Origin of the sequence: Micromonospora sp. NPDC049497, assembly GCF_044465805.1 — a bacterium.
Taxonomy (GTDB): domain Bacteria; phylum Actinomycetota; class Actinomycetes; order Mycobacteriales; family Micromonosporaceae; genus Micromonospora.
Map to the genome: position 1 here is coordinate 1 of NZ_JBITMC010000023.1, position 12,134 is coordinate 12,134.

The 12,134-nt window shown below is 73.3% G+C and carries 12 protein-coding genes; 2 read left to right on the forward strand and 10 right to left on the reverse strand.

The window, feature by feature from the left end:
- Positions 1-166: 166 nt before the first annotated feature.
- From ACIBR0_RS24935 to ACIBR0_RS24975, 9 genes are all read right to left on the reverse strand, one after another.
- A complete protein-coding gene (locus tag ACIBR0_RS24935; RefSeq protein WP_396719550.1) occupies positions 167-925 on the reverse strand; it encodes a MerR family transcriptional regulator in 759 nt (252 codons plus the stop codon).
- Positions 926-1,037: 112 nt separating this feature from the next.
- Positions 1,038-2,123, reverse strand: coding sequence for a hypothetical protein (locus ACIBR0_RS24940; protein WP_396719552.1), 1,086 nt, complete (start codon positions 2,121-2,123; stop codon positions 1,038-1,040).
- A 72-nt stretch (positions 2,124-2,195) separates the two neighbouring features.
- Entirely contained in the window at positions 2,196-3,668 is a 1,473-nt protein-coding gene (locus tag ACIBR0_RS24945) for a hypothetical protein (RefSeq protein WP_396719554.1), read from the reverse strand.
- The gene (locus ACIBR0_RS24950) at positions 3,665-4,753 is read right to left on the reverse strand and encodes a hypothetical protein (RefSeq protein WP_396719556.1); all 1,089 of its coding nucleotides are present in this window, start codon (positions 4,751-4,753) and stop codon (positions 3,665-3,667) included. Before ACIBR0_RS24950 ends, ACIBR0_RS24945 begins: the two co-directional genes overlap by 4 nt.
- A gap of 324 nt (positions 4,754-5,077) precedes the next feature.
- Positions 5,078-5,311 (reverse strand): zinc-ribbon domain-containing protein, encoded by a 234-nt coding sequence (locus ACIBR0_RS24955; protein WP_396719558.1) that lies wholly within the window; start codon positions 5,309-5,311, stop codon positions 5,078-5,080.
- Between the two features lie 120 nt (positions 5,312-5,431).
- Entirely contained in the window at positions 5,432-6,295 is an 864-nt protein-coding gene (locus ACIBR0_RS24960) for an SRPBCC family protein (protein ID WP_396719560.1), read from the reverse strand.
- Positions 6,288-6,845 (reverse strand): helix-turn-helix domain-containing protein, encoded by a 558-nt coding sequence (locus ACIBR0_RS24965; protein WP_396719562.1) that lies wholly within the window; start codon positions 6,843-6,845, stop codon positions 6,288-6,290. Before ACIBR0_RS24965 ends, ACIBR0_RS24960 begins: the two co-directional genes overlap by 8 nt.
- A gap of 91 nt (positions 6,846-6,936) precedes the next feature.
- Positions 6,937-8,280, reverse strand: coding sequence for a class I SAM-dependent methyltransferase (locus ACIBR0_RS24970; RefSeq protein WP_396719564.1), 1,344 nt, complete (start codon positions 8,278-8,280; stop codon positions 6,937-6,939).
- On the reverse strand, positions 8,277-9,665 hold the full coding sequence (locus ACIBR0_RS24975) for an FAD-binding oxidoreductase (protein ID WP_396719566.1): 1,389 nt from the start codon (positions 9,663-9,665) through the stop codon (positions 8,277-8,279). The genes ACIBR0_RS24970 and ACIBR0_RS24975 overlap by 4 nt, the downstream gene beginning before the upstream one ends.
- An 83-nt stretch (positions 9,666-9,748) precedes the next feature.
- Here ACIBR0_RS24975 and ACIBR0_RS24980 point away from each other — a divergent pair, with 83 nt between their 5' ends.
- Positions 9,749-10,033: a DUF427 domain-containing protein gene (locus ACIBR0_RS24980; protein ID WP_396719568.1), complete on the forward strand. Its 285-nt coding sequence runs from the start codon at positions 9,749-9,751 to the stop codon at positions 10,031-10,033.
- Positions 10,034-10,091: 58 nt separating this feature from the next.
- Positions 10,092-10,817, forward strand: a complete 726-nt coding sequence (locus tag ACIBR0_RS24985; RefSeq protein WP_357035673.1) for an RICIN domain-containing protein — start codon at positions 10,092-10,094, stop codon at positions 10,815-10,817.
- A gap of 16 nt (positions 10,818-10,833) precedes the next feature.
- On the opposite strand, the gene ACIBR0_RS24990 is transcribed toward ACIBR0_RS24985, so the two are convergent.
- A complete protein-coding gene (locus ACIBR0_RS24990; protein WP_396719690.1) occupies positions 10,834-12,132 on the reverse strand; it encodes an MFS transporter in 1,299 nt (432 codons plus the stop codon).
- Positions 12,133-12,134 lie beyond the last annotated feature (2 nt).

A 12,134-nucleotide genomic window follows, 5' to 3' on the forward strand; every position in this document is an offset into this window, starting at 1 on the left:
TGGCGAATTCCAAGGGAGCATTGCCGCCTCCTGGTGCTGGAGGTATCCGGAGGCGGGGGGGGGGGGGGGGGGGGGGGGGGGGGGGGGGCCCCGCCCCCCCCCCCCCCCCCCCCGGCCCCCGGGGGGGGGGGGCCCGGGCGCCCCCCCCCCCCCCCCCACGGCCCGCTCAGGCGCGGGTGATCGCGTTGGCGTGGATGGCCTCGGCGAGGTACGCGGCCATCCCGGGCCGGATCTTCTCGTAGTGCGCGGTGAAGCGCGGGTCGGCGAGGTACATGTCGGCCAGCCCGGTGTGGATCTCGTACGAGCAGTCGTAGAACCACCGGCTGATGATCTGCCGGTGCTCCTCGGCCAGGTCCATCGCCGCCGGACTGTCGGCCGGTGCGCCCGAGGCCATCACCTCGACGAACCGCCGACCCCAGTCCTCGTTCTCGGCCTTGATACGCAGCCAGTCGTCCTTCGAGTAGCCGGCGGCGCGCCGGGCCGACTGGCGGTACGCCTCGCTCTCGCCCCAGCGCTCCCGCGCCTCGTCGGCGTGCGCGTCCGGGTCGAAGTCGCCGAAGACCTCGAACCGCTCCTCGGGGGTCAGTGAGATGTTCATCCTGCGTGCCTCCATCGCGAGCTCGATCGCCGCGACCATGTCCTGGAGCTTCCCGATCCGCCCGGTCAGCAGGTCGTGCTGGCGGCGCAGGTGTGCCGTGGGGTCGCTCGCCGGGTCGTCCAGGATCGCGGCGATCTCGTCCAGGGGGAACCCCAGCTCGCGGTAGTACCGGATGAGCTGCAACCGGTCCAGGTCGGCGTCGTCGTACCGCCGGTAGCCGGCCGCGCTGCGCCCGCCCGGCGAGAGCAGCCCGATCTCGTCGTAGTGGTGCAGCGTCCGCACCGTCACCCCGGCGGCCTTCGCCACCTGTCCCACCGTGTACGCCATGGTTCCCCTCCCTTCCGTCAACGAGGCTTCCGCCTGCCGTTACGGGAGGGTCAAGCCGCTTTCCGCGACCTGTGTCACAGCTTGTCCGTCGGGGGCCTCTCCAACTCGGGCACTAGCTGCCCCGCCGCCACCAGCGACGCTTCGCGACCGGCGACGGCGACGGCGACGGTTCCTCGTCCTCGTCGTCGTCCTGCGCCGCGCGGGCCAACACGGCCGTCGCCAGCACCCGGTCGTCCGGACGGCAACCGGGCGTGACGATCATCAGCTGCGCCAGTGATTCCTCGATGGTGACCGGCCGGTTCGCCGCCACCACCGCGTCGAGCCGGGCCCGGACGAGCTGGCGTACCTCCGGCCTCAGGTCCGGTTCCCGGTAAGCGGCGGTGACCAGCGCGAACAGCGCCGCGTCGGTGACCCAATCCTCGACGCCGAAGGCGAGGTCCACCAGCACCTCGCGTCGGGTCGAGGTCGGCCACGGCTCGTCCTTGGCGTGGTGCAGGATGCCGAGGCATACCCACGGCTGCATGAGCCGATACCAGTACGTCGGCGTCGACCTTGCCAGGTGCTGCCAGCGCGGCGTGTCCGGCGGGGCGGGCAGGTGGGCGAGCAGCCCGAGCAGGTCGTCCAGCGGCAGCTCGCCGAGCGGGGCGGCCTTCACGTACCCCGAGAGCGGCGACTGCCACGGCTCCCCCGCAACCTCCCGCAGCAGCCCGACCGCGGCTTCCGACGGCGCCGGCCGGGCGGGCAGCGGCTCGGTGCCGTCGTACCGCCAGACCGCGTACCGGCCGGGCCGTACGGGCGTCCGGATGTCGGGGGGCGCGAACTCGGCGATGCCGATCTCGACCGGGCCGGCGATCCTGCGGCAGGCGGTCATGGCGCTGGCCGGCTCCGCCCCCGACAGCCCGAGGCCGCTGACCTCGAGCTGCTCGCCGCGCGCCCGCCGGCCACCGATCTCGTTGGCGATGTTGCTGATCGCCTCGCTGGGCATCGGCACCCAGTTGAGCCACGTCCGCTTCGATCCCGCCATGGCGAACACCACGTCGGTCATCCCGCACGGGTGCGGATCGTCGTGGACGGCGACCAGATCCGCCACGTCGCCGGAGGACCGGAACCGCATCGCGTACCGGGCGGCATCGCGGTGCGGGAAGGTGGGGTCGTCGGCCATCTGCCGCAGGTCAGCATCCGCATCGCCGGAGAACATGGCGCGGAGCCTAACAATCCGAACAGCCTGGCAGGGGGCAGAGGTCCGCGGCGCAGCCCGCACCATCCGGCGTCACGCTGGGTCCATCCCGGCCGGCCGACCGCCGTGGGTCCACGGGGTCTCCTCCACCGCCGGGAACGTCGCCACCGGCAGGTACGCTTCGGACAGCGTGGTGAGGCAGAGCCGCTCCCCCACCTCGGGGACGCTGCCCGGCGCCGCGGTCAACCCCCGCCCCATGCCACCGGACAGCTCCAGCACCACCTCGGTCTTGCCGTCGCCCGGGGTCAGGAACACCACGCGCGCCTTCTGCGCCGGACGCGCCGTGGACCACAGCGTCGCTCCGACCGGCACCGCCACCGGCTCGGTGGTCACCACCTGGATGCGCGGCCGCAGCACCGGCCGTTTCCCACTGTCGTCCACCCGCTTCGGGTCGGCGAGGATCACCTCCCCCACGAACGCCTCCCCGGTCAGCCGGTGCTCGGCCATGACCAGGGGGTCGTCGTAGGCGCGCTGCACCGCGTACGACGCCGCCGCCCGTTCCAGCCGGTGCAGCCGCTGCGCCGCCGCCACGGCACCGTCCCGGCGGGGCTGCGGTCCACCGCCCGCGTCGACGTGCTCGGCATGTGCCGTGAAGGCGTCCTTGTCCCCGTCCCACCGACCCCCGACCCGGGCGCCGGCCGGCAGGGACCGGAGCAACCCCACGCCGCGCCACATCAGCTCCCAGGTGGGCGCGAGCTGGTCGCGCAGCAGCCTCTCCAGCTCCGCGTACGCCCCGGCGCGCGCCACCTCGTCGTCGCCCGCCTCCGCGTACGCGGTCATCGCCGGGGCGAGCACCTGGTTGTCGAAGTCCGGGTCGGTGGCCGGGCCGGCCGGCGGGCAGACCGACGGGTCCTCGGCACGCGCCGCCGCCTGCGCCCCGGTCAGCCCGGGCGGCGGGTCGACCCAGCCGAGCAGCGCCGGCAGGTGCAGGTCCTCCACCGCGCTCTGGCCGGTGGCCCAGTGCAGGGTCAGCGCGTCGGTCATCGCCAGCAGCGCCGACGAGCCGGGATGCTCGGCCCGCTCCGCGAAGAACGTCAACCAGCGACCGAGCAGCGGCACCGACGGGTGCACCGGGTACTCACCGTCCGTCCGACGGAACCGGGTCGAACGCCCGAACAGCCGCAGGAACGTCACCCCGGCCGGGCTCGGCACGAGCAGTTGCGGCGCGTCGGCGTACCGGTGGCGGACGTCGCGGCCCCGGTCGACGGGCACCGCCTCGGTGACGCTCCGGAAGCCGTCCAGGTACTCCAGCACGATCCCGGCCAGCTCGGCGGCGAACGCGAAGCGCTGGTCCCGGTTGCGCGGCTGCGGCACCACCAGCAGCCGCCCCTCGTCCGGCGCGGCGCCGACCAGCACGGCGAGCGGGGCGTTGGCCTCACCGGCCAGCGCCAGCGGCACCAGCACCAGCGGCCGTTCCACCAGGTGCACGTGCCGGACCGTGGCCACCGGCTGGGCCCGGCCGGCGGTGAGCGCCTGCGCCTTCGCGAGCGCGCGCAGCGTGCTCACGCGGGGTCTCCGGTGAGGGCGTCGGCGCGCAGGCGGGCGGCGGCCCGCAGCAGCGCGGCGGCTTCCTCCCGCTCCGGCTCCGGGGTGCGCTCGCCGGTGGCCAGCGCCAGCACGTCGTCCACGGTCCCGACGCCACCGAGCGCCTCGCGCACCGGTCGGCCCAGCGCGGCGGTGTGGCCACGCGCCTCGTGCCGGCAGAAGTACGCCAGCTCGCAGGCGGCCAGGCACTCCGGCGCGTAGCGGGCCTCCACCGTGGACAACTGGGCCTTGAGTGTGGCCGGGTCGGCGCTGGGATCGGCGGTGAAGTCCTCGGGCACCGTGGCGAGCAGCGTGTCGAGCCGGGCCATCCGCTCCAACTGGCGGCGCAGCACGAGAAGCTGCTTGCGCACGTCCACCAGGCTCGCCACCGGCTGGTTGGCAAAGTCGCGCGGGCAGACCAGCACCACCTCGTGGGAGACCTCCTCCGGGTCCTGCCCGGCGGCGGCCAGCAGGTCACGCAGGGCCAGCACGTACACGGCGGACTGGATCGCGGCGGCGGACACCTTCGCCGGGTCGGCCTGCCCGTCGATCACCGGGAACGACTTGACCTCCACGACGTGGAACCGGCCGGCGAGCCGGGCCGCCACCAGGTCCGGCTCCAGGTGCACCCGCTTACCGGCCACGTCGAGGGCGAGCAGCGGGTGGTCGAAGAGCGCCGCACCGTCGCCGGGCGCGGTCAGGGCCGCCCGCGACCGCTCCTGCCGGTCCGGCAGGTCCTGCGCGCCGCCCAGGTCCGTCCAGCTCGCCGCCTCCGGCACCGGTACGCCCAGCCGCTCGGCGACCAGCCGCAGCAGCTCTGCCCCGCCGTCGGCCTTGACCTGCGCCTCGAACGCGTTGCCGCGGGTGATGGCGAAGCGGGACTGCCCGAACCGGGCGGGGAAGCCGATCCGCTCGGCCAGCGCCGGCTTGTCCACCCCGGCGCCGTCCAGGATCGCCCGCCGGGTGCAGCCCGGGTTGCCGGTCAACGCGGCGATGGTGCGCGCGTTGTGCCGCCGGGCGGGCACGCCGCCCCGGATCACCGCCAGTCGCTCCTCGCTGCTCGTCACGATCCGCCACCCTAGATGAAAGGAAGGGCCCCCCATTAACGCCTCGCGTAGAGGAAGGGCCCCTTGTTAACGACCGGCGGTGATCGTGGTCGGTTCGCGCGTACCGGCAGAGCCGAGGGCGGAGATCACAGAGGTGGTCAGCGGCCGGCGGACCGGTTCCAGGGCGAGCGGGGCAGGGCGGTACCGGCCAGCGGCCGGCGCTTCCGGCGGCGCGGGCGCCGCCCCGGCGTGCACGGCGGCCGGGAGACGGTGTGCACCGGAGCGCAGGCCGGTACGACGGGTTGCCGGCCGATCAGCCAACAGAGGAAACGGGCCATCCCCGCCTCAGCCGACCGGGAGACGCTGCGCGTCGGACTTCGACACGTCGTACTGGGCGCCGCAGAAGGTGCACTGCTGCATGTAGCGGGTGCGGACCGGGATCAGCGGAATGAAGAACAGGCTGAACTTGGTCGCGCGGCGGGTGATCACCTGCGCCGCGTGGTTGCCACAGTTGCGGCAGACCTGCTGCGTGACGCCCGATTGGGTGACCTTGGTACGGAGACCGAAGATGAAGAACATCGCGCGCCAGTACCCACTTCCACCCTCTTAATCACCCCATCAACCCGTGCGCCGAAGAAATCTTGGTACGAAAGGGCCCCGGGGAGGCCGATTCGTACCAAGATCTCCCGGAACACCCCCTCAGGCGGTCAGCGGCTCCATGCCGGGCACCTCGACCGAGAGCCAGATCGGCTGCCAGTCCGCCATCTCGTGGAAGCGGCGCAGCTCCGCCAGCCCGGAGACCGACCCGGCCCAGGCGCTGTACGGGGGGTTCTGCTCGTCGAAGCCGCTCTGCACGAAGGTGAGCGTGGTCTTACCCTGCGACTCGGCCAGCTCCCAGGTGGTGACACCGATCGGTCCCCAGTCGACGGACATCCGCCGACCCGGGTCGAGGTCGACCACCTTGGCCGCGTGACCGGACTCGAAGCCGCCCATGGCGTACCGGCCGCCGACCCAGGGCTCGATGCCGATCGGGTAGCCGAACCAGGCGCTGGCCTGTCCGGAGTCCGTCAGCGACTCCCACACCTTGTCGGCGGGGGCCGCGATGACCAGCTCGCCGCGCATCTCGGCGGAGGTGAAGTCCGTCTTCGGCAGCAGTGGCTGCCCCTCCAGGTGGGCGGCCAGATTGGCCAGCGACAGCGCCCAGAAGGTCTGCAGGACGCCGATGGTGCTGCCGCTGATCGCCTCGGCGAAGTCGACGTGGCTCTGGTCGAGGGTCAGCACGGTGGTGTCCCGGCTCTCCGCCTCGAGGGTGAAGCCGGTGGTGGTCTCCACCCCGTCGAGCAGCCAGGCGAAGCGCAGGCCGTGGTCGTCGGCGTGCAGCAGCCGTTGGTGCGGGGCATCGCCCTCGGGGGTGTACCGCCCCCAGAACTCGTACCGCGTCGGCAGCTCGACCTCGACGTGCTCGGCCAGCCAGACGCGCAGCTCCGCGGGGTCGGTGAGGGCGCGGTGGACGGCCTCGACCGGCGCGGCGAGGCGGACCCGCAGGATCATCGGTTCACTCATGGTCGGTTCCCTTCGGGTAGACGGCCACGGCGAGCTTGAAGGCGTCTCCCTCGGCGCCGCCGTAGCGCGTGAACAGGTCCTGCAGGGTCGTCTGCAGGTCGTGCAGGAACTGCTGGCGGTGTTCCGGGGGGACCCGGATCTCGCCGGACACCCCGACCGAGGGGAGCTCTCCGGCGGTCCGGTCCAGGGCGGCGACGTCGGCCTGGACCTCCTCCATCAGGTCCAGGAGGTAGCCCAGGCTCAGCTCGTCGCGCACCCGTCGCGCCCCGATGCGGCCGACGAGGCGGGGTGAGAGCCAGTAGGACCGGGCGACCGCCTGGTAGATGCCCTCGGTGATACCCCGCACCCTGCGTTCGCTGACCAGCTCCACGAGGCCGGCCGCGACGAGCTGCTTGACGTGGTAGTAGACCCGTTGCGGCGTCTGCTCCAGCCGAGCGGCGACCTCGGTGCAGGTGCGGGGCTCGGCCAGCTGTCGCAGGATCTCGACGCGCTGGGGCTTGAGCAGGACCTCGGCCTGCTCGATCTGTTCGAGGTACAGGACGTCTCTCATGGCAAAATCAGTTTGTACGTACAAAACTTGTTTGTCAATCGGTTCGACGAAGGCCGCGCCGGCACGACCGGCGCGGCCTTCGATCGATCCGTCAGGCCAGCCAGTCCGGGCGCAGCGGGTAGCCGTTCCCCCCGTCCGCGCCGTTCCGCGTGGCGAGCACCTGGTGCAGCTGGATCCCGTTGCGCTCGAACGCCATCCGGGAACCCGCCATGTACAGACCCCACACGCGGGCGGTGCCCGCACCCACCTCGGACACGCAGAAGTCCCAGTGCGCGACCAGGTTCCGGCACCAGGCGGCCAGCGTCAGCGCGTAGTGCTGCCGCAGGTTCTCCTCGTGGTGCACCTCCAGGCCGACGTCGTGGATCTCCGAGATCAGCCGGCCCGGCCCGGCCAACTCGCCGTCCGGGAAGACGTACCGGTCGATGAACGCGCCCGACCGGTGCGGCGCGCGGTTGTCGGCGCGGGTGATGCAGTGGTTGAGCAGCCGCCCGCCCACCCGCAGCCGGTCCCGCAGCGCCCCGAAGTAGACCGGATAGTTGCGTACGCCGATGTGCTCGGTCAGGCCGATCGAGGAGACCGCGTCGAACTGCTCCCGAGGCGCGTCCCGGTAGTCCAGGTGGCGCACCTCGGCCAGGCCGGTCAGCCCCTCCCGCTCGATCGCCGCCCGCGCCCACTGCGCCTGAGCCTTCGACAGGGTCACCCCGAGCGCCTTCACGCCGTACTCGCGGGCCGCGTGGCGGACCATGCCGCCCCAGCCGCAGCCGACGTCCAGCAGCCGCATGCCCGTCTTCAGCGCCAGCTTCTGCGCGACCAGGTCGTACTTCGCCGCCTGCGCCTCCTCCAGCGTGTCGTCCGGCGAGCGGTAGACCGCGCAGGTGTACGTCATGGACTCGCCGAGCACCTTCTCGTAGAAGGCGTTCGACACGTCGTAGTGGTGGGAGATCGCGGTGCTGTCCCGCGTACGGGAGTGCCGCAGCCCGTTCACCACCCGCTTCCAGCGGGGCAACGCCTCCTGCGGCGGGGGCAACGGCGGCAGCAGCCGCTCCCAGCCCAGCCCCCGCACCAGGTTCAGCGCCTCGGCGACGGACGGCGTCCGCAGCCGCAGCTCGTCCTTGAGCAGGGTCAACGCCTCGTACGGGTCGCCCGGGTGCACGCCGTGCAGGGCCAGGTCCCCGCTGACGTACGCCCGGGCCATGCCCAGGTCGCCGGGGGCGGTGAGCAGGTAGGTCAGCCCCCGCTCGGAGCGGATGAACAGCGTGATCCCGGCGTCGGCCGGGCCGACCGCGCTGCCGTCGTACCCGGTGACCCGCACCGGCAGGTCCCCGGTGGTCAGTGCACGGACCACGTCCGCCACGGTGGGACCCGAACGCCGGCCCCCCGCCGGCGGGGTCGCGGGAGGGCTCGCCGCTCCCTGGTCTCGATCGGTCAGGCTCATTGTCGCGCTACCGCCTTCTCGTACAGTCCGGTGAGCCGGTGGTCCGGGTCGTAGCGGTCCTTCACCGTCCGCCAGGTGTCGCCGCCGTAGAGCCGGTCGAACACCACCCGGTCGTAGTACGCGTCGGAGTAGAGCGACTTGTGTCCGCCCAGCTCCGACACCTCGCGTTCGATCGCCCGGTTGACGTCGCCGTCGGCGGCGCCCGCGGCGATCGGCACACTCCCCCAGAAGCCGACGTTGACGTAGTCCCTCCCGGGCCGGAGCGGGTACAGCGGCCAGGCCCGAGCCGATCCGGGCCCGTCCGGCTCCCGCAGCCGCAGCGGGCATAGCCAGACCGGGGCCATCCCGACCGTGTGGGCGAACCAGCGGAGGAAGTCGGCCGTGCGGTCGAGCGGGATCTCCACGTCCTGCACGACCCGTTCACGCTCCGGCTGGCCCCGCCACCGGTCGATCCGGGCGGCCACCCGGTGCCGGTGCTCCAACCGGACCAGCCGGTGGTAGACGTCGCTGCGCCGCCAGCGCGCCGGCCAGACCCGCCGCACCACCGGGTGCTGCGCCCCGAACGCCGCCGAGCACCAGAACCAGTCGGTGTCCCAGCGCCACAGGTAGTCGTACGTGGACAGCAGGTCGTGGGTGCGCCGGCGCAGCGACCGGTAGTAGATGTCCTGACCGGTGTAGTCGCTGGGCGGCACGCGCCCGGTGTCGTCGGTGAAGGAGCCGAGCACCAGGTACGCCTCGCCGGGGCTGAACATCACCCCGTCCATGACGTCCACCGGCTCGCCCGCCCAGGCCCTCGTGGCGGTGACCTCGGCGATCGCGTCGGTCAGCGCCTCCAGCCGGGTGAACCGCACGTTGCGCAGGGCCACGAACCGGCGTACGGGTTGCAGCTCGATACGCAGCCGCGTGGCGTAACCGAGGCTGCCCAGCGAGTTGGGGAAGGCGGCGAACAGGTCGGCGTGCGGGCCGTCCGGGCGGGCGGTGACGATCTCCCCCGCCCCGGTCAGCACGTCCAGCTCCAGCACCGACTCGTGCGGGAGCCCGTTGCGGAACGAGGTGGACTCGATGCCGAGGCCGGTCACCGCCCCGCCCAGCGTGATGGTGCGCAGTTGCGGCACCACCAGCGGCATCAGCCCGTGCGGCAGGGTCGCGTCGACGAGGTCCTCGTACGTGCACATGCCCTGCACGTCGGCGGTGCGGGCGGCCCGGTCCACGCCGAGCACCCCGACCAGCCCGCTGACGTCAAGGCCGGGCGTGCGGGGCGCGCTGCGGGGACGGAACAGGTTGGACGTGCGCTTGGCGAGCCGGACCGGCTTCCCCGGTGGCACCGCCGCGTACGACCGTCGCAGCTGGGCCACCGCCTGGTCATGATCACGCAACGCGTGCATGAGATCACCTTACGCGCCCGACACGCGATTCCGTGGGATGTCCACGGTGGTCGAGTGGCGTCGGACGGCATAGCGTGGAGAGCATGCCGAAAGCCGTCTGGAACGACCTGGTCGTGGCCGAGAGCGACGACACCGTGGTGGTGGAGGGCAACCACTACTTTCCCCGCGCCGCCCTCCGCGACGACCTGATCCGCGAGTCCGGCACGCACACGGTCTGCCCGTGGAAGGGCACCGCCTCCTACTACACCCTGGAGCACGACGGCCGGACCAGCGCCGACGCGGTCTGGTACTACCCGGAGCCGAAGCCGGACGCGGAGATGGTGCGCGACCGGGTGGCGTTCTGGAAGGACGTACGGGTCGTCGACTGATCCCGTCCGCGCAGGGGCCGGCTGGCCATCGGCCCCACGAGTGGGTGAGGATGCCGGTATGTCCGCCCCCGCGCACCGCCCCGACGAGTCCGGCACGGTCTACGGAGGCGGTCGAGCCGCCCGCCCCGGGCTGCCCGGTGACCCGTTGTTGCGGACCGCGCTGATCGTCGGCGTGGTGGGCGTACTCCTGGGGGTGTTCTTCGCGACCGGTGTGCTCGGTGGCGGCGGCGACGAGCCGGTCGTGCCGGCGGCGGCCGGCGCTCCGACGGCGGAGGCCGAGCCGACCCCGACGCCGGTCGAGCCGGAGCCCACCACCCCGGCCGCGCCGTCGGACACTCCGTCGGCCCCGCCCACGACCGCGCCGGCCCCGGTCAGCGGGCCGAAGGTGTTCCGCGCGGTCGCGTCGGGCCTCTGCTTCGGCGTCGATGGCAGCGGCGAGAAGGCGACCGCGCAGCTCGCCGCCTGCACCGGCGGTCCCGAGCAGCAGTGGGTGGCCAACCCGGTCGCCCCGGACGTGGTGACGCTGACCAACGCGGCGTACGGGCTCTGCCTGGACGTCGAGGGCGCCAGCGGCGACGACGGAACGAAGCTCCAGCAGTTCCCCTGCCACGGCCAGGCCAACCAGCAGTGGCGGATGGCCGCGACCGGCACCGGCCCGGTGCTGCTCGTCGCGCTGCACAGCGGCAAGTGCGCGCAGGTCGACGACGGCGGCACCGAGGCCGGCGACGACGTCGAGCAGGCCCCGTGCGGCGGTGGGGTGGAGCAGCAGTGGCTGGTGGGCTGACGGTCACCGCAGGCGCTCAGCCACGATAGGCCCAGGCCCGGGTCGGGGTGGCCACGACCGCGACGATCGGCTCGTCGGACGGCCCGCGACGGCGCAGCAGCAGGGACAACCCGGCCGCGCCGATGGACAGGGCGCCCGCGACGTACCAGGCCATCGCGTAGTCGCCCAACCGGTCGCGGACCAGACCGGCCCCGGTGGCGGCGAGCGCCGCACCGACCTGGTGCGCGGCGAAGACCCAGCCGAAGACGACCGCACCGGCCGTGCCGAACCACTCCCGGCACAGCGCAACCGTCGGCGGCACGGTCGCCACCCAGTCCAGCCCGTAGAAGACGATGAACACGAGCATGCTCGGCCCGGCGGAGCCGGTGAACAGGCTCGGCAGCACGAGCAGGGACGCGCCGCGCAGCACGTAGTAGGCGGCGAGCAGCAGCCGGCTGTCCACCCGGTCGGTCAGCCAGCCGGAGGCGATGGTGCCGACGATGTCGAAGAGGCCGACCAGCGCGAGCAGCCCGGCGGCGGTGGTCTGCGGCATGCCGTGGTCGTGCGCGGCGGGCACGAAGTGGGTGCCGACCAGCCCGTTGGTGGTCGCGCCGCAGATCGCGAAGCCGCCGGCCAGCAGCCAGAACGGCCGGGTTCGGGCCGCCGCGGCGAGCGCGCCGACGGCCCGCGCTGCCGCCCCCCCGGCCGGCGGTTCCGGGGCGACGACCTCGGCACCGCCGTAGGGAGGCAGGCCGAGATCCGCCGGGTGCTCGCGCAGCAGCCACACCACCAGGGGTACGACCGCCAGCGCCGCCCCGGCCACCACGAGCGCCGCCGGACGCCAGCCGTGCTCGCGTACCAGCAGCGCCACCAGCGGAAGGAACACGAGCTGGCCGGCTGCGCCGCCGGCGGTCAGCACGCCGGTGACCAGGCCCCGGCGGCGCACGAACCAGCGCCCGGTGACGGTCGCCACGAAGGCGAGCGCCATCGAGCCGGTGCCCAGCCCGACCAGGACGCCCCAGCAGAGGATCAGCTGCCAGCTCGCGCTCATGAAGACGGTCAGCCCGCTGCCGGCGGCGACGAGCAGCAGCGCCGCCGCGACGACCCGGCGGATGCCGAAGCGGTCCATCAGCGCGGCGGCGAACGGCGCGGTGAGCCCGTAGAGCAGCAGGTTGACCGAGACGGCGGCCGAGATGGTGGCCAGCGGCCACCGGAACTCCTCGTGCAGAGGGTGCAGCAGCACCGACGGGGTGGCACGGAAGCCGGCCGCGCCGACCAGCGCGACGAAGGCGACGACCGCGACGGCCCAGGCCGGGTGGAGACGACGGTTTCGGATCA

Coding starts and splice junctions, on each gene's coding strand:
- ACIBR0_RS24980 (WP_396719568.1), top strand. CDS start 9,749: ATGCCGAAAGCCGTCTGGAACGACCTGGTCGTGGCCGAGAGCGACGAC.
- ACIBR0_RS24965 (WP_396719562.1), bottom strand. CDS start 6,845: ATGAGAGACGTCCTGTACCTCGAACAGATCGAGCAGGCCGAGGTCCTG.
- ACIBR0_RS24955 (WP_396719558.1), bottom strand. CDS start 5,311: ATGTTCTTCATCTTCGGTCTCCGTACCAAGGTCACCCAATCGGGCGTC.
- ACIBR0_RS24960 (WP_396719560.1), bottom strand. CDS start 6,295: ATGAGTGAACCGATGATCCTGCGGGTCCGCCTCGCCGCGCCGGTCGAG.
- ACIBR0_RS24970 (WP_396719564.1), bottom strand. CDS start 8,280: ATGAGCCTGACCGATCGAGACCAGGGAGCGGCGAGCCCTCCCGCGACC.
- ACIBR0_RS24975 (WP_396719566.1), bottom strand. CDS start 9,665: ATGCACGCGTTGCGTGATCATGACCAGGCGGTGGCCCAGCTGCGACGG.
- ACIBR0_RS24985 (WP_357035673.1), top strand. CDS start 10,092: ATGTCCGCCCCCGCGCACCGCCCCGACGAGTCCGGCACGGTCTACGGA.
- ACIBR0_RS24940 (WP_396719552.1), bottom strand. CDS start 2,123: ATGTTCTCCGGCGATGCGGATGCTGACCTGCGGCAGATGGCCGACGAC.
- ACIBR0_RS24935 (WP_396719550.1), bottom strand. CDS start 925: ATGGCGTACACGGTGGGACAGGTGGCGAAGGCCGCCGGGGTGACGGTG.